Origin of the sequence: Okeania sp. SIO3I5 (assembly GCF_010672085.1) — a bacterium.
Lineage (GTDB): Bacteria > Cyanobacteriota > Cyanobacteriia > Cyanobacteriales > Microcoleaceae > Trichodesmium.
Genome location: NZ_JAAHHT010000006.1, coordinates 62,990 through 80,688 on the forward strand (window position 1 = coordinate 62,990; position 17,699 = coordinate 80,688).

The 17,699-nt window shown below is 34.8% G+C and carries 10 protein-coding genes; 4 read left to right on the forward strand and 6 right to left on the reverse strand.

Annotated features, from left to right (window positions below):
• Positions 1 to 345: 345 nt before the first annotated feature.
• From F6K40_RS02330 to F6K40_RS02340, 3 genes are all read right to left on the reverse strand, one after another.
• The gene (locus F6K40_RS02330) at positions 346 to 483 is read right to left on the reverse strand and encodes a hypothetical protein (protein WP_293130800.1); all 138 of its coding nucleotides are present in this window, start codon (positions 481 to 483) and stop codon (positions 346 to 348) included.
• Positions 484 to 1,225: 742 nt separating this feature from the next.
• Positions 1,226 to 2,923 carry an FkbM family methyltransferase gene (locus tag F6K40_RS02335; protein WP_293130802.1) on the reverse strand — a complete coding sequence of 566 codons (1,698 nt, stop codon included), beginning with the start codon at positions 2,921 to 2,923 and terminating at the stop codon, positions 1,226 to 1,228.
• A gap of 592 nt (positions 2,924 to 3,515) precedes the next feature.
• A complete protein-coding gene (locus F6K40_RS02340) occupies positions 3,516 to 3,839 on the reverse strand; it encodes a hypothetical protein (RefSeq protein WP_293130804.1) in 324 nt (107 codons plus the stop codon).
• A 180-nt stretch (positions 3,840 to 4,019) separates the two neighbouring features.
• Here F6K40_RS02340 and ftsH3 point away from each other — a divergent pair, with 180 nt between their 5' ends.
• Complete coding sequence (gene ftsH3, locus F6K40_RS02345) at positions 4,020 to 5,861, forward strand: ATP-dependent zinc metalloprotease FtsH3 (RefSeq protein ID WP_293130806.1); 1,842 nt, start codon at positions 4,020 to 4,022, stop codon at positions 5,859 to 5,861.
• A 2,801-nt stretch (positions 5,862 to 8,662) separates the two neighbouring features.
• Here ftsH3 and F6K40_RS02350 read toward each other — a convergent pair.
• Positions 8,663 to 8,944 (reverse strand): type II toxin-antitoxin system ParD family antitoxin, encoded by a 282-nt coding sequence (locus F6K40_RS02350; RefSeq protein ID WP_293130808.1) that lies wholly within the window; start codon positions 8,942 to 8,944, stop codon positions 8,663 to 8,665.
• 172 nt (positions 8,945 to 9,116) lie between these two features.
• Between F6K40_RS02350 and F6K40_RS02355 the strand changes: the two genes are divergently transcribed.
• The 3 genes from F6K40_RS02355 to F6K40_RS02365 all read left to right on the forward strand — a co-directional run bounded on the left by F6K40_RS02355 (position 9,117) and on the right by F6K40_RS02365 (position 12,907).
• Positions 9,117 to 9,740 (forward strand): hypothetical protein, encoded by a 624-nt coding sequence (locus F6K40_RS02355; RefSeq protein ID WP_293130810.1) that lies wholly within the window; start codon positions 9,117 to 9,119, stop codon positions 9,738 to 9,740.
• 498 nt (positions 9,741 to 10,238) lie between these two features.
• Positions 10,239 to 12,128: a bifunctional serine/threonine-protein kinase/formylglycine-generating enzyme family protein gene (locus F6K40_RS02360; protein WP_293130812.1), complete on the forward strand. Its 1,890-nt coding sequence runs from the start codon at positions 10,239 to 10,241 to the stop codon at positions 12,126 to 12,128.
• A gap of 125 nt (positions 12,129 to 12,253) precedes the next feature.
• Positions 12,254 to 12,907, forward strand: a complete 654-nt coding sequence (locus F6K40_RS02365; protein WP_293130814.1) for a Uma2 family endonuclease — start codon at positions 12,254 to 12,256, stop codon at positions 12,905 to 12,907.
• 475 nt (positions 12,908 to 13,382) lie between these two features.
• Here the strand turns inward: F6K40_RS02365 and F6K40_RS02370 are convergent, their stop codons facing one another.
• A complete protein-coding gene (locus F6K40_RS02370; RefSeq protein WP_293130816.1) occupies positions 13,383 to 14,192 on the reverse strand; it encodes a phytanoyl-CoA dioxygenase family protein in 810 nt (269 codons plus the stop codon).
• A 1,629-nt stretch (positions 14,193 to 15,821) separates the two neighbouring features.
• Complete coding sequence (locus F6K40_RS02375) at positions 15,822 to 17,570, reverse strand: hypothetical protein (protein WP_293130818.1); 1,749 nt, start codon at positions 17,568 to 17,570, stop codon at positions 15,822 to 15,824.
• Positions 17,571 to 17,699: the final 129 nt, after the last annotated feature.

Here is a 17,699-nt window from a genome sequence, read left to right on the forward strand (position 1 = left end):
TCTCTGGCTAAACTAAGAGGCTTGAAATACTGAAATTTATCTTTTTCATTTCCTTAAAAATTGAGTATTGAGAGCTGAATTTTTGGTTAACTAATTTTAGCAAGATGTAGGAGATTTTAAAGAATAAAGTTTTTCTAAATGTGACAATAAATTGCCCTGTACCCTAACTTTTAGGAGCTTAAGAAAATGAAACGACTTTTTCCCCATCCGCAATAATCAGAGGTGCTTCCCAAAATGAAACGACTGTTTCTCCATCCACAATACTCAGAAATTCAAACCGGACTCCCACTCGCCGGTGCTTGAGAAAATGAAACGACTATTTCCCCATCCGCAATAATCAGAAATTCAAACCGGACTCCCACTTGCGGGTGCTTGAGAAAATGAAACGACTATTTCCTCATCCGCAATAATCAGAGGTGCTTGAGAAAATGAAACGACTATTTCCCCATCCGCAATAATCAGAAATTCAAACCGGACTCCCACTTGTGGGTGCTTGAGAAAATGAAACGACTATTTCCCCATCCGCAATAATCAGAAATTCAAACCGGACTCCCACTTGCGGGTGCTTGAGAAAATGAAATGACTATTTCCTCATCCGCAATAATCAGAGGTGCTTCCCAAAATGAAACGACTATTTCCCCATCCGCAATAATCAGAAATTCAAACCGGACTCCCACTTGCGGGTGCTTGAGAAAATGAAATGACTATTTCCCCATCCGCAATAATCAGAGGTGCTTCCCAAAATGAAACGACTATTTCCCCATCCGCAATAATCAGAAATTCAAACCGGACTCCCACTCGCCGGTGCTTAAGAAAATGAAACGACTATTTCCTCATCCGCAATAATCAGAGGTGCTTGAGAAAATGAAACGACTATTTCCCCATCCGCAATACTCAGAAATTCAAACCGGACTCCGACTCGCCGGCGCTTGAGAAAATGAAACGACTATTTCCCCATCCGCAATAATCAGAAATTCAAACCGGACTCCCACTTGCGGGTGCTTAAGAAAATGAAACGACTATTTCCTCATCCGCAATAATCAGAGGTGCTTCCCAAAATGACACTACTATTTCCCCATCCGCAATAATCAGAAATTCAAAGAGCACTCCGACTCGCCGGCGCTTGAGAAAATGACACTACCATTTCCTCATCCACAATACTCATAAATTTACTTGAGAAAAAAAGAATTTTGCTCCTGAGAACTGACAACTAATAGCTAAATACTTACCCCGCTTTTTTATATAAAATATCCTGATAAGACCGTTCCGGTAAAGTCTCATTTATAGAATTAGATAGTGCTGCAATAGGTTCATATAAAGGCTTCAAAAAAGAATCAACTGCTTTTCTATCTGCATAACGTACCTCTATCAACATAAATTTTGGTTGGTACTTATCAAAATCAATACCCTGCAAAACATCTAATTCAAAACCTTCAACATCCAACGAAAATAAATCTATATTTTTAACTCCATGCTTATCAAGAATTGCAGTTAATGTTGTTGCTCGTACATTTATTTCATAACTATGATTAATATTTTGAACTTGGCAACCCCTTTCTAAATGAACTTTTTTTTCCTCCTCTGACTTCATAGCTCCATCAACAAAAGACATGAGATTACAATAATAAATTTTTATATAATCCAGACCATAATCAAAAGGAACCAAAGCATAATTTTCTACCACAGACTTAGAGCGATTAATTCTACACTTTTCCGCTAAATCTGGTATTGCTTCTATCAAAATACCTTGCCAGTTTTTGTACTTCTCAAAATATAAAGAATTACTTTGACGTATTCCATCATTCGCTCCAACTTCAACAAAAAAACCATATTCCCAAGTTAAATAAGGAGTAAGTTTAAGATCCAGCTTATTCAAAGCATAATATTTTGTAGTTATATCAGGTTTTATTTCCAATGCTTTTAGCTGATAAACATTAGCTTCAAATAGCCTGCCTTGTTGCTGTAAAATCTCACTAATACTCCAATATGTCGCTGCCAAACTAGGTTCAAATTTAATAACTTTTTGATAGTAAGCGATCGCCTGTTCTAATTTACCTTTTTGCGAATAAATTCCACCTAACCTTGCATAAACTCTTGCCAAATCTGGTTGTAATTCTATAGCTTTCTGGTAAGAACGAATAGACTTTTCAATTTGACCTTGGGAATAATAGATATCCCCCAATCTCTGGTAAGCGTCAGCAGCATAAGGTTGACTTTTAATAGCTTCATAACAAGCCAAAATCTGATTATTATGACTACCTTGATTTTGATTTTGTCTTTTAGTTATTGCTTCACCTTGCCCCAGAGAAATTCCCAAACAATATTTTTTTTTACTAGGTAAACTACCCCGATTAAATACTTCCTCATTCTGCAAAAAAATCGAAGTACAAATCTTATATTTTTGAGTAGGAAGTAATCCGTAAAAATCTAACCGTTTAAATTTTTTTTCTTGCAGAAACTCTAAAGCTACATCATTTTCTTCTCGAGCCGAATTATCAAAAATTATCAAGCCATTTGCTGTTAATTTCCGATAACAGACCTCGGCACAACCTACCCTATTAATTCCATCAATTGCAATTATATCAAAATAACCATCATTATATTTGTTAATTTCGGCAGCATATTTTTCTCTATCCTCCAATAAAGAAAGTATGACATTTTCTGGCGTATAACTTTTAATTTTGAGAAAATAATCAGGATTATGTTCTACAGAAATTACTTCTTTAACTCTTTGAGCATACCACAAAGTTGATTGTCCACTCCCATATTCAAATACTCGAAAATCACTCTTTAATTTATCCTCAATAAATTCAATAGCAGGATAAGAATACCAAGGTAGAGGATTATAATTGTAATCTATTGACTTTCCCTCTGTTAACGACTTCAGCCATCCTGAAGTTTCTAGATAGTTAAAATTAATCATTTCAGTTATTAGTTATTAGTTATGACAGATGAAGTGAAAATCAGGAAACTTATATTTATAACAATAGCCATCAGAAAATATTTGCTAAAAAAACTGTAGAAATTTAGTTTCCCCACCACATTTTTGCCAGAGGATTGTTTCATTTTCCTCCCTCAAATTTCCCGTAAATTTTCTAGATAGTTAAAATTCATCATTTCAGTTATCAGTTATTAGTTATAACAGGTGAAGTCAAAATTAGGAAACTTATATTTATCAACAATAACCATCAGAAATTATTTGTGAAAAAAACTGTAGGGGTTTGGTTTCCAAATCCAATTGTTGTCGTCGGATTGTTTCATTTTCCTACCTCAAATTTCCCGTAAATTTTCTAGATAGTTAAAATTCATCATTTCAGTTATCAGTTATTAGTTATAACAGGTGAAGTCAAAATTAGGAAACTTATATTTATCAACAATAACCATCAGAAATTATTTGTGAAAAAAATTGTAGAAGTTGAGTTTCCCCACCACATTTTTGCCAGAGGATTGTTTCATTTTTCCACCTCAAATTTCCCGTAAATTTTCTAGATAGTTAAAATTCATCATTTCAGTTATCAGTTATCAGTTATGACAGATGAAGTGAAAATCAGGAAACTTATATCTATAAAAATAGCCATCAGAAAATATTTCTGAAAAAAATTGTAGAAGTTGAGTTTCCCCACCACATTTTTACCAGATAATTGTTTCATTTTCCTATACTTGAAAAAAGGGTAGTCCTGCATAGTAATGGCGAAGACTAAATACATAAGTTTTGTAATTTCTTCCCACACCTCCCACACCTCCCACACCTCCCACACCTCCCACACTTCCCACACCCCCCACACCTCCCACACTTCCCACACCCCCCACACCTCCCACACCTCCCACACCCCCCACACTTCCCCACCCTCTCCACCCATCCATATATCCGTGGCCCAATCCCCGTGTGCTGAATTCTTACTTCCTAGCACCATAGCCAACAATGTGATATTATATGAGAAATAAATTAACATAAGTTAATATACCAGGATTAAATAACAAAGTCCCCATACCATAAAAAATTAGGAGGAGCAAACCTAGTGAATAATAAAAAGTGGAGAAATGCCGGTCTGTATGCCCTACTAGCAATAGTAGTCATCGCCCTAGCAACAGCATTCTTCGATCAACAACCCCAAACTCGCGAAACCTGGAAATACAGTAAATTCATTCAGGAAGTAGAAAGCAATAACGTAGAAAAAGTCTTTATAAGTGCTGACCGGACAATAGCTAGAGTCAAAGCAGCAGATGGCACTGACTTCCAAGTTAATTTACCCAACGACCCTGACCTAATAAACATCCTCACTGACAAAAAGGTAGATATTTCCGTACTACCTCAGAACGAAGAAGGATTCTGGGTCAGAGCATTAAGCAGTTTATTCTTCCCCATCCTATTATTAGTCGGACTATTCTTCCTACTACGTCGCGCTCAAAGTGGACCAGGTAGCCAAGCAATGAACTTTGGTAAATCCAAAGCCAGAGTCCAAATGGAACCCCAAACCCAAGTCACATTTGGGGATGTAGCAGGTATCGAACAAGCCAAACTAGAACTAACCGAAGTAGTAGACTTCCTCAAAAATGCCGATCGCTTCACAGCAATAGGAGCCAAAATACCCAAAGGCGTACTATTAGTAGGTCCTCCCGGAACAGGTAAAACCCTATTAGCAAAAGCAGTTGCTGGAGAAGCAGGAGTACCATTCTTCTCCATCTCCGGTTCAGAATTTGTCGAAATGTTCGTAGGTGTAGGTGCTTCCCGCGTCCGCGACCTATTTGAACAAGCCAAATCTAACGCTCCCTGTATCGTATTTATAGATGAAATAGATGCAGTGGGTCGTCAAAGAGGCGCCGGTTTAGGTGGTGGTAATGACGAAAGAGAACAAACTCTCAACCAACTACTCACCGAAATGGATGGTTTTGAAGGCAACACAGGCATCATTATTATTGCTGCAACTAACCGCCCCGACGTTTTAGACGCTGCTCTACTTCGTCCTGGTCGTTTTGACCGTCAAGTAGTAGTAGACCGCCCCGACTATGCAGGTCGTCTAGAAATTCTCAACGTTCATGCTCGTGGCAAGAGTCTTTCCAAAGATGTAGACTTAGAAAAAATTGCCCGTCGGACACCTGGATTTACTGGAGCAGATTTATCTAATCTATTAAATGAAGCAGCTATTCTGGCAGCTCGTCGCAACTTAACAGAAATCTCTATGGACGAAGTTAATGATGCTATTGATCGGGTATTAGCTGGTCCAGAGAAGAAAGACCGAGTAATGAGCGAGAAGCGTAAGGAATTAGTCGCATATCACGAAGCTGGTCATGCTTTGGTTGGAGCTTTAATGCCTGATTATGACCCAGTACAGAAGATTAGTATTATTCCTCGTGGTGGAGCTGGTGGTTTAACTTGGTTTACTCCTAGTGAAGACCGGATGGATTCTGGTTTGTATTCCCGTGCTTATTTACAAAATCAAATGGCAGTTGCTTTGGGTGGTCGTATTGCTGAAGAGATTATTTTTGGTGATGAAGAGGTAACAACTGGTGCTTCTAATGATTTGCAGCAGGTTGCCCGTGTTGCTCGTCAGATGGTGACTCGCTTTGGAATGAGCGATCGCCTCGGTCCTGTGGCTCTCGGTCGTCAGAATGGTAATATGTTCTTGGGTAGAGATATTATGGCAGAACGTGATTTTTCTGAGGAAACTGCTGCTGCTATTGATGATGAGGTACGCAGTTTGGTAGACGAAGCTTATCGTCGTGCGAAGGAGGTTTTAGTAGGCAACCGTCATGTTTTGGATAAGTTGGCTGAGATGTTGGTTGACAAGGAGACTGTAGATTCTGATGAGTTACAGGAGTTATTGGCAACTAATGATGTGAAGATGGCTGCTTTAATTTAGTAATAAGCCATCATTCTCAACTGATAACTGATAACTGATAACTGATAACTGAAAAAGTAGGGTGCGTTAATGAAATGTAACGCACCACCTCTGCCAAATATTTCTATTCCAAATATTTTGTTTGGTGCGTTACGCTTCCCTAGCTATCTATCTACTCTGGTAGGGTGCTTCAGAAAATTAATTAATTATCATCTCCATCTTGTGAAGGCTTCATAAAATGCAATTATTGCTGTATAAGCAACAGAAGGAATTTTTTACTACCCATCTTTTCTGGGGGGTGCTTCAGCAAATGAATTGACTATTGCTCTCTACGCAACAGAAGGAAAATTTCACTAACCAACTCCTCAGTCCGGGTGCTTCACAAAATGAATTGACTATTGCTCTATACGCAACAGAAGGAAAATTTCACTACCCAACTCCTCAGTCCGGGTGCTTCACAAAATGAATTGACTATTGCTCTATACGCAATAAAAGGAAAATTTCACTATCCATCTCCTCTAGCGGGGTGCTTCATAAAATGAATTGACTATTGCTCTATACGCAATAAAAGGAAAATTTCACTACCCAACTCCTCTGACTGGGTGCTTCATAAAATGAATTGACTATTGCTCTAGGCGATCGCTATTGAAACACAATCATAGGCAAAACCACCAACCGCCAATACCAGAAATATCTTCATCTTATGAAGATCCCAGAAATGTTTTTTCCCTCATCAAATCTTTCCATCCATTCCTGCTGAGTGGAAAGCGAACGACATTGTCATTCTCTGAAGCCCCCGAAAAAAATCGCGGGTCAAAAGATTTTCCCTTGCATCCTCACAAAAATTCTGATACTATAAAATTTAGCTGGACTCGTTCGTCTATACGCATGACTTTTTATTCAACCAAAATTCCTTGGTAAAAGACAATCAAATATTCAGGAATTTTTCTGAGGAGCAATAGCAGAAATATTTTCATTTTCTGAAGCTGCGCAAAGATTTTTTCCCTCATCAAATCTTTCTATCCATTCCTGCTGAGTGGAAAGCGATCGACATTTTCATTTTCTGAAGCACCCGAAAAAAATCGCGGGTCAAAAGATTTTCCCTTGCATCCTCACAAAAATTCTGATACTATAAAATTTAGTTGGGGTCGTTCGCCTATACGCATGACTTTTTATTCAATCAAGAAAAATTCACTACTCATCTTGTCTGATCTAGTGCTTCCGAAAATGAACTAACTCTGGCTTTAGACGATCGCTACTAAAACACGATCATAGCTAAAATCACCAACCGCCAAAACCAGAAATATTTTCATTTTCTGAAGCTCCGCAAAGATTTTTTCCCTCGTCAAATCTTTCTATGCATTTCTGCTGAGTGGAAAGCGATCGACATTTTCATTTTCTGAAGCTCCCGAAAAAAAATCGCGGGTCAAAAGATTTTCCCTTGCATCCTCACAAAAATTCTGATACTATAAAACTTAGTTGGAGTCTTTCGCCTATGCGCATGACTTTTTATTCAACTAAATTTCCTGGGTAAAGGACAATCAAATATTCAGGAATTTTTCTGAGAAGCAATAGCAGAAATATTTTCATTTTCTGAAGCTCCGCAAAGATTTTTTCCCTCGTCAAATCTTTCTATTCATTCCTTCTGAGTAGAAAGCGATCGACATTTTCATTTTCTGAAGCTCCCGAAAAAAATCGCGGGTCAAAAGATTTTCCCTTGCATCCTCACAAAAATTCTGATATTATAAAACTTAACTGGGGTTGTTCGCCTATACACATGACTTTTTATTCAATCAAATATTTATACTAAAAAGCCATCAAAACATTCAAGAGTTTTTCTATAGAGCTATGTTCAAGGAAATATTATCATTTGTTAAAGCACCCCGGCCGACTTATTTATCTAACCCTGATCAAATATTTCCATCAACCTCATAGCATTAGGAAAGCATCAACATTGTCATTCTCTGAAGCTCCTGAAAAAATCGCGCCTCAAAGAAATTTCCCTTCCATTTTCACCCCAATTCTGATATTATGGAAGTTAAGTGGGGTTGCTCGCCTATACACATGACTTTTTATTCAATCAAATATTTATACTAAAAAGCCATCAAAACATTCAAGAGTTTTTCTATAGAGCTATGTTCAAGGAAATATTATCATTTGTTAAAGCACCCCGGCCGACTTATTTATCTAACCCTGATCAAATATTTCCATCAACCTCATAGCATTAGGAAAGCATCAATATTGTCATTCTCTGAAGCTCCTGAAAAAATCGCGCCTCAAAGAAATTTCCCTTCCATTTTCACCCCAATTCTGATATTATAAAACTTAAATGGGCTCTTTTGTCTATACGCATGACTTTTTATTCAACTAAGTTTTCTTGCTAAGTAGTAAATGAACTCTCATCTCCATCTTCAAAAAGTGCCTCTAAATCTCAGTATCCACTCACTACTCATACAATTTCAATTCTTTTTTGAACCTAAAAATAAAAGATAAGATAATCATCCACAGAAAAAGTTCTTAATCCTGAAGCTAGCTCTTCACGATTACCGAAAAATCAAAGTATAAAGCCTTCTATTTCAAGAAAAAATCAAGAAATAATATTTCCTTATATTCTATTATGTTTCAGTTTTAACCAGAAGTAATTATCAATTATCAATTATCCATTAACAAAGTCTCATTCCTAGAAAATCTGCTAATTATCTGCACTTTTCTCTAATTTTTGCTTGTAGTTTTCTTGCTGCTTGTGGATTTTTTTGAGCTAGATAAGTATTAATTTATTTTAAATCTAATCGTGCTGGAGAAACAAAAACATACCTACCCATTTAATTTTCACCTCTATTTTCCATGGAAACTTCTATTTGCCTAATATCTTCTTCTAATTCATCAAATACTGCTTCACCATCAAATATTTCACCACGCTTTAGTGCTTCAACACCAATTTCCACCTCCTGTTTAAGTTCCTGAAATTTTCCCTTATAAATTCTTTCTCTCTCTGCCAATAATTCTAATCCTTCCCGAATAACTGCTAGTGCATCCTGATAGTTTCCACTCTCAATTTGCTCTTTCACAAATTTTTCTATATCTGGAGTTAAGACAACATTCATAGTTTTACTCATTAGCTAAATAATTTTTTGATACTAATTATAAATTATAGCAATTCTAATAAGTTGTAATATTTTATCATAGTGGTTTAGTCTCCAAACCCAAGTAAAAATTGGATAAGGAGATCAAAGCTACCCTTAATTGAAATTTTGGAATAGTCATTGTAGTAATTACATGAGCAATCTTTCTTACAGTAAATTTACATTAGAAAACGCCAAGACAAATTTTGAATTAACCCTGGAAGAAAATCAAAATTTATTTGAAGAAATTAAACCAGTTCAACCTTCTGAAATTCTCACAACTATTTTACGAGAATATATTCCATTAGCAACTGCTATTAATACAGAAAAAGCTCGTTCTGAATTATTAATTTCTCAAATTTTAGCCGATGTTAGACGACAATTAAATTATCAAATTAGTCTTTTTTCAGGAACAGAATTTAATGTAGAAGCAGAATTAGGATTACAAGGATATTGTGATTTTTTGCTCAGTTGTTCTCCCGAACAATATTTCATTACAGCTCCAGTTATTACCATCGTTGAAGCTAAAAATGAAAATATTATTCGAGGCTTAGGACAATGCGTTTCTAGTATGGTAGGAGCGCAATTATTTAATCAGCGATCAGGTAATCAAGTTAAGGTTATTTATGGTGCAGTTACAACTGGAACAAATTGGAAGTTTTTAACACTTGAAGAAAAAATTGTACGTATAGATGCAGGGGAATATTATGTCAAAGAAGTTGATAAAATTTTAGGAATTATTTTGGAACCATTTCAAGAATATCGAGAAAATTCTTAAATCCATGTGAGAAGAAGCACTTTAGCGCAGTTGCCAAATAAACCAAAGTCAAGTTTATCCTTGGTTATTGAAGGAATTTCAAGAAATAAATCCTCAATAATTTTCATTGTGTATAGCTACCTAAAAATTGCACCGAAGGGGTTGCCTGCTACCAAAAACTCCGATCATCTAAAAATAAGAAATGTTATTGTGCTAGTGCCGCTACGCGGAAGTCAAAATTCAAAATTCAAAAGTCAAAAGTATTGATTAGTAAGGCTTTTAGGATTTTGTAACTGGTCAGTTATTTCCGCCATTCTGCACTAGGTTCGTCTACACACATAATTTTTTATTCAATAAAAAAATAGGTAATAATGTAGGTTGGGTAGAACAAAGTGAAACCCAACATACAGTATTATTGTTTATTGTTGGGTTTTGTTTTCGTTATTATATTATTGGTTGGGTTGAGGAACCCGAAATCCAACCTACTAGACTGATAACTGAAAAAGCTGATAACTGAAAATGACTCAATGTTTAAATCCTAACTGTTTAAAACCTAATCCATCACAAACAAAATTCTGTTACAGTTGTGGTGAAAAATTAGTTTTAAAAGAACGTTACCGCCCTCTAAAAATTATCGGACAAGGAAGTTTTGGTAGAACTTTTCAAGCTGTAGATGAAGACAAACCTTCAAAACATTTCTGCGTAATTAAACAATTTTTTCCTCAAGCACAAGGAACTAAAAGTTTGGAAAAAGCTGCGGAATTATTTGCTCAAGAAGCTCAACGTTTGGATGGTTTAGGTAGACATTCACAAATTCCCGAACTTTTCGCATATTTTACTCAAGATAATCGACAGTATTTAGTACAAGAGTTTATCGACGGGCAAAATTTACAACAGGAATTAGAAGAGTCGGGAGCGTTTGATGAAAGTCAAATTTTAGAGTTGTTAAAAAGTTTATTGCCGGTGTTGGAATTTATTCATTCTCAACAGGTAATTCATCGAGATATTAAACCAGAGAATATTATTAGGAGAAAGAATAATAATCAATATCCAATGCAAGCTCCAGTGCGAGCTTCTAGCTCGCCAGATAATATTATATTGGTAGATTTTGGTGCAGCTAAATATGCCACAAAGACTGCTTTAGCTGTGACAGGAACCATTATTGGTTCTGCGGGATATGCTGCACCGGAACAAGCAATAGGAAAAGCAACTTTTGCTAGCGATATTTATAGTTTGGGTGTAACTTGTATTCATTTATTAACTCAAGTAGAACCTTTTGATTTATTTGATGTGAGTGAAAATGACTGGGTATGGCGAGATTATTTAAAGTCGAGTGTGAGTGATGAACTTGGAGAAATATTGGATAAAATGATTGTTGCAGGAACTAAGAAAAGGTTTAAAAATGTAGGAGAAATTTTGTCTATTATTCTGCCTAACTATCAAAGAAAAACAGAATCTACTTTTCCATCGGAAATATCTCGACAATCAATTATTCAGCCTACCTCTCAACCACAAAAACAGTTGACTTCTCCACGAAAAATATCTCAATCATCAATGCCCTGTGTTTTATCTTCAACAGAATCAGAAAAAGGAGAGCTATTTACTTTTGAAGTTCCAACTGTCAATATATCCGGCTATATTACTCACCGTACCCAGGGAAGTGCTAGGCAAAAAATAGAAGATTTAGGTAATGGTATTAAGTTAGAAATAGTTTATATTCCTGGAGGAAGTTTTATCATGGGTTCCCCAGACAATGAAGAGGGAAGAGAGGAAAATGAAAGTCCGCAACATGAAGTTACTCTCCAACCTTTTTATATGAGTAAATATCCTATTACTCAAGAACAATATCAAGTTTTGATGGGTCAAAATCCTTCGCATTTTCAAGGAGAAAACCGCCCAGTAGAAAGTGTTAGTTGGTATGACGCTATAGAGTTTTGCAAAAAGCTTTCTAGGAAAACTGGGAAAATTTATAGGTTGCCCAGTGAGAGTCAGTGGGAATATGCTTGTCGAGCAGGAACAACAACACCTTTTTATTTTGGAGAAACTATAACGTCTTCTGAGTTAGTTAACTACGACGGTAACTATCCTTATGCTTATGCTCCTAAAGAAGAATTTCGACAAGAAACAACCGATGTGGGAAGTTTTCCTCCCAATGCTTTTGGTTTATACGATATGCACGGCAATGTGTTGGAATGGTGTCAGGATGTTTGGCATAATAATTATGATGGAGTGCCTACCGACGGAAGTGCTTGGGAAACTGGAGGAGATAGTAATAAAAGACTGCTCCGTGGCGGTTGCTGGAACTACTATTCTTGGAATTGCCGTTGTGCCTGGCGTATCTATTACGGTGCGGGCATCCCCTACATCAATGGGGGTTTTCGTGTCGTCTCGTCTGTCTCTCGTTCCTAGGATTCTTCCCCTCTTTTCTTTTCCCCTTTTTCCCTTTCTCGTTTTTTCTATAAGCTACACTAACAATAAAATATGCTGTAACTGACAGACTAATAGACATCTCCCAAAATTAAAATTATTTGACAATGAACAAAACTCAAACCCAACTAACCACAAATACCTGGGTAACAGCAACTTGGCAAGAATATATCCAAACGATTCAAGACCCAACTTACGAAAAAGCTAAAAGTTACTATCACAAAGGAAAACTTAGAATCGAAATGTCACCATTAGGAAATGACCATGCTAATGACCATGCAGTTATCACTATTGCAGTTGGCCTCTTTGCTGCTACTAGAAATATTAACCTCAACTTTAAAGATAACTGCACTTATCGCAAAACTGGGTTTCGAGAAGCTCAACCTGATGTCTCCTGTTACATTGGTGAAAATGCAAATGTTATTCCTAGGGGAACTTCTATTATCAATCTAGATATTTATCCTCCACCAAATCTTGTTATTGAAGTTGCTAATACCTCTCTTCCTGATGATAAAGGTGAAAAACGTTTGTTGTATGAAGCAATGAATGTTTCTGAATATTGGATAGTTGACGTACAGAATCTAGAAATTATTGCTTTTGCAGTTACGAATGGAGGAAGTAGAAAAATCGATCAGTCTCAAGTTTTGTCTGGTTTACCTATTTCTTTGTTAGAAGAAGCACTTCAGCGCAGTTGCCAAACAAACCAAGGTCAAGTTTATCCTTGGTTATTGAAGGAATTTCAAGAAATAAATGCTCAATAATTCTTATTTTGTATAGTAATGCTAAATGATTTGTGAAAAAAAATACGATAAAATGAACCACACTCAAATTCAACTAACTACAGATACCTAAGTAGCTTGCTGATTAAATATCAAAGCATTGACTGATATTGGTTTGTTGCCTTTTTTGGTCGAAAAAAATGCAAGCTTTTCGGTCTAAAAAGCTCAAAAAGCTAGTATCTTGGGATAATTATGGCAGAAAAATCTTGGGACAATTTTTACGACTACCTCGTCTATAATTTCCATTTCTCCTGTCTCCTGTCTCCTGTCTCCTACCCCTACCAAAAGACTTTATTCAGCAAACCCTAAGTAACAGCAACTTGGCAAGAATATATCCAAACTATTCAAGACCCAACTTACAAAAAAGCTAAAAGAAGTTGATAAAATTTTAGGAATTATTTTACAACCATTTCAAGAATATCAAAAAAATTATTGAATGCTTCATTGCTAGATTTTCTTACCAATATTTTTGAGATGTTTCTATAAAATAACTAAAAAACTCCCTAGCATTCGGACTTAATTTTTCTAACAAGTATAACTGCTCAAAACAAGTAATAAGCGGTATACAATAATCACAATGATGACCCCAACTATAGATAATATCTAAAGTACGTCTAGGTTTATTAAAATCATAAACTCCCCGATGAATTCCCCAAGCATGAAATAATAAAGCATCTCCTTTATTCAGGAAAATTTTCTGTTTACCCGGCATATTATCATCTGTATTTAATTTCCCATTTTCTGATTTTATAATTGATAATTCTTCTGGAGTATCCCACCTTTTTTCAGAACCAGGTACATATTCCAAATAATCATCCGCCAGAAAAGCTACTCGGAAATGTACACCAGTATTATATTTAATTCTTTGTTTTTCTAGTTCAGCTTTTGGAGCTAAAAATTGTGTGTCACGATGCCAAATACCTTTCCAAGATTTATCAGCAGGATTAAAAAAATATTGGGTATTATGGAAAAGAATTTTTTCACCAGAAATAAATTCTAATATATCGATAATTTTTCGATCGGCAATAAATTCTAATAGTTCTATTAACCAACTAGAGTTTTTGTAAAAGTAGTTAGGCTTAGTTAAATATGCCATATTTGTTGTATTTGCAGCTTCTTCAATATTGGGTGATGCTGCTAGCCATTGTTGGAAAATATCATCACAGATAAGTTGTAATTTTTCTAGTTTTTTTGGTTCTAGGAAGTTGGGAAAAATGCAAAAACCTTGGTTTTCCCATTGATGTTTAATATTAATTAGATTAGACATTTGGATGACACAAATTTTGAGGTGAATTTTAGGATATACACCAATTAACAATATAGTAATCCTAAATAGGTTGTGAAAAATTCAAAAGTAGATAAAAAAACTGAAACTTCTACCTGTTCCTTATTGCCTGTTCTCTAAAAGCAACTAAATTTTTGATACGAATAATAGGGTTACTATATATAGCAGTTAAACCAAAGATTAGGACATTTATAAATACTGTTTGCGGAGCATTTCCGTAGGAAAAACTCAGTCACAGATTACTTTTGACTTTTGAATTTTGAATTTATAACCCTACTCCATTCTTCAAAATACAATTAGTATCCAAAACAAATAAACTATCATTCTGAAAAACAGTACAAGAAGGAAAGTTAATATTTCTACCTAGAGGAATATTCTACAATCCTATTTACCGAAAAATTAAGATTTAAAGTCTCTCCTTTGCTGTTACCTTATAGGGAGAAAAAGCAAAAATTTACTTTCAACCAATCCTCTTATTTTTAAGAAGAAGTAATTATTAATTGTTAATTGCTAATTATTAATTTCTTCTCCCTCCCTCAAAACACAATTAGCATCCAAAACAAATAAACTATCATTCTAAAAAACAGTACAAGAAGGAAAGTTAATATTTCTACCTAGAGGAATATTCTACAATCCTATTTACCGAAAAATTAAGATTTAAAGTCTCTCCTTTGCTGTTGCCTTACAGGGAGAAAAAAAACAAAATTTACTTTCAACCAATCCTCTTATTTTTCAAAATAAGTAATTATTAATTGTTAATTTCTAATTATTAATTTCTTCTCCCTCCCTCAAAACACAATTAGCATCCAAAACAAATAAACTATCATTCTGAAAAACAGTACAAGAAAGAAAGTTAATATTTTTACCTAGAGGAATATTCTACTAGCATCCAAAACAAATAAACTATCATTCTGAAAAACAGTACAAGAAAGAAAGTGAATATTTCTAGCTAGAGGAATATTCTACAATCCTAATTTAGCGAAAAATAAAGATTTAAAGTCTCTCCTTTGCTGTTGCCTTACAGGGAGAAGAAAAGAAAAAATTTACTTTTAACCAATCCTCTTATTTTTCAAAATAAGTAATTATTAATTGTTAATTTCTAATTATTAACTTCTTCTCCCTCCCTCAAAACACAATTAACATCCAAAACAAATAAATTATCACTCTGAAAAACAGTACAAGAAAGAAAGTGAATATTTCTAGCTAGAGGAATATTCTACAATCCTATTTACCGAAAAATGAAGATTTAAAGTCTCTCCTTTGCTGTTGCCCTATAGGGAGAAGAAAAGAAAAAATTTACTTTTAACAAATCCTCTTATTTTTCAAAATAAGTAATTATTAATTGTTAATTGTTAATGGTTAATTGTTAATTTATAATTATTAATTTCTTCTCCCTCCCTCAAAACACAATTAACATCCAAAACAAATAAATTATCACTCTGAAAAACAGTACAAGAAAGAAAGTGAATATTTCTAGCTAGAGGAATATTCTACAATTATATTTACCGAAAAATAAAGATTTAAAGTCTCTCCTTTGCTGTTGCCCTATAGGGAGAAAAAAGAAAAAATTTACTTTTAACAAATCCTCTTATTTTTCAAAATAAGTAATTATTAATTGTTAATTTCTTCTCCCTCCCTCAAAATACAATTAGCATCCAAAACAAATAAACTATCATTCTGAAAAACAGTACAAGTAGATATAGTTGTTGCCAAAGCAGGAATATATCCCAACTGCAAAAAAGTAACCGCATCCTGTGCAGATTCATATTGCATTAACCAACTATTATCCTCAACATATTCCGGCGTAAAACCACCACGATGTACCATCCAAAAATCAACTCCATACTTTTGAATAAAATTTTTCACATCCATTAAATCTGAACTATATTGAGCAAAAATTAAATCTATAGTTCGTTGACGAAACTGACTATAATAACCAACCTGATAAGGAATAGCATATTCCCTCCCCAACAAAATAGAACGTTGAGCAAATGTCGGTAATAAATTTGCCTCCTCCTCCAAAGAAGCAATCAAAATATCTTCAGGTTGTTCTTGAAAAAATTCATATAAATCTATAGCCCTTCCTACCTTATATTTAACCAGAGGAAAACCTTTAACAAAAGCAGGATATAAAACCAGAGATGCCAGAATTAAACCAGTTAAAAACAAAGAAATAATAGGGCGAAATTTAATAGGAAACTTTTCTCTATTTTCTGCCCAATTAAACAAACCATCAATAATCAAAGTAAGAGCGATCGCCGTCGCCAAAGCAATAATAATACGGAAACTTAATCCTGTATATCTACTGGGAAGATGTAGTCGAAAAAGTAAAGCATGAGCAATAAAAAACATTCCCAAAGATGACATTAATAAATGCACTAACAACCAAATACGACTCGTAATATTTTCAATTAAACGAAAAGCAGAACCAAAAGACAATAAAAACGGTAAAACTAATCCCGCACATTGAGTAGCAGGAGTAAATAAAGACTTAGGAAACATCCCACTACGTTTACCAGTTAACCAAAAATCTTTAGGATGAACATGAAAAAATGTACTCCTCCCATTCGGATAAAACTCCCTTAACTTCATCGCTGCTTCTCGACTTATAGCAGGTCCGAATTCCGAAGAACTTAAAGCATAAGGCAATAAAACAAAAAATGCTGTACTTAAACCAATTCCACAAAGTAAAAAATCTAGTTTTTCTGATGATAATTCAAACCTGCCATCTCTCCAGCAAATTAACCTCAAAATTAACATTCCAGAAGCCACAAAAACATACTGCGGATAAAATAATCCCACCAGAGCGATCGCTATCCCCATTCTGACTAAAGAACCACGAATTAAATAATATAAAAAAGCCAAAAAAAATGGATAAACAAAAGCTCTAGGAGTAGCAGAAGCCACATCATCTTTCATCCAAATAGCCTGATTCATTACCAAAGCTGCAATAAATCCCGCCATGGGAACTGGTAAAATTTCCAAACAGATTCTAAAAATATAATAGGTGCAAATTAAACCCAAAATAAAAGGAATAATTTTTGCTAAAATAAACGGATTAACTCCTATAAATGCTGCACTTTTATAAAGCCAAGTATATCCTCCAGGAGCAACTGATTGAAAATAGTCAGCAATTAAATCATTAGGAAATAAATCAGGATTAAAAAAACGTTGCATCCAAAAAATATGTTGTCTGGCATCATCTTGAACACTCAGACTACTAGCAAAAGCTTTTTTTAGTGCCAAAAAACCATAAACTATAGCAAAAGTCATACTAAGACTCAACCAAAATATTACCCCTCGATCCGATTTTTTATTAATAGGATAAGTCAAAAATTTATGTAAATTTGAAATTAACATCTACCATGAAAAATTTATTGATTTTGCTGATTTTAACAGATATAGCAATAATTAATAATTAATAATTATTCATTGTTAATTATTAATTACCCAGGGCTATTTCGTTCTAATGTCTGACTTTTTGTGCAT

Bases quoted from the DNA above. Each gene is read 5' to 3' on its own strand.
- F6K40_RS02335 (WP_293130802.1), bottom strand. From the start codon at position 2,923: ATGATTAATTTTAACTATCTAGAAACTTCAGGATGGCTGAAGTCGTTA.
- F6K40_RS02350 (WP_293130808.1), bottom strand. From the start codon at position 8,944: ATGAATGTTGTCTTAACTCCAGATATAGAAAAATTTGTGAAAGAGCAA.
- F6K40_RS02355 (WP_293130810.1), top strand. From the start codon at position 9,117: ATGAGCAATCTTTCTTACAGTAAATTTACATTAGAAAACGCCAAGACA.
- F6K40_RS02360 (WP_293130812.1), top strand. From the start codon at position 10,239: ATGACTCAATGTTTAAATCCTAACTGTTTAAAACCTAATCCATCACAA.
- F6K40_RS02365 (WP_293130814.1), top strand. From the start codon at position 12,254: ATGAACAAAACTCAAACCCAACTAACCACAAATACCTGGGTAACAGCA.
- F6K40_RS02370 (WP_293130816.1), bottom strand. From the start codon at position 14,192: ATGTCTAATCTAATTAATATTAAACATCAATGGGAAAACCAAGGTTTT.
- F6K40_RS02375 (WP_293130818.1), bottom strand. From the start codon at position 17,570: ATGTTAATTTCAAATTTACATAAATTTTTGACTTATCCTATTAATAAA.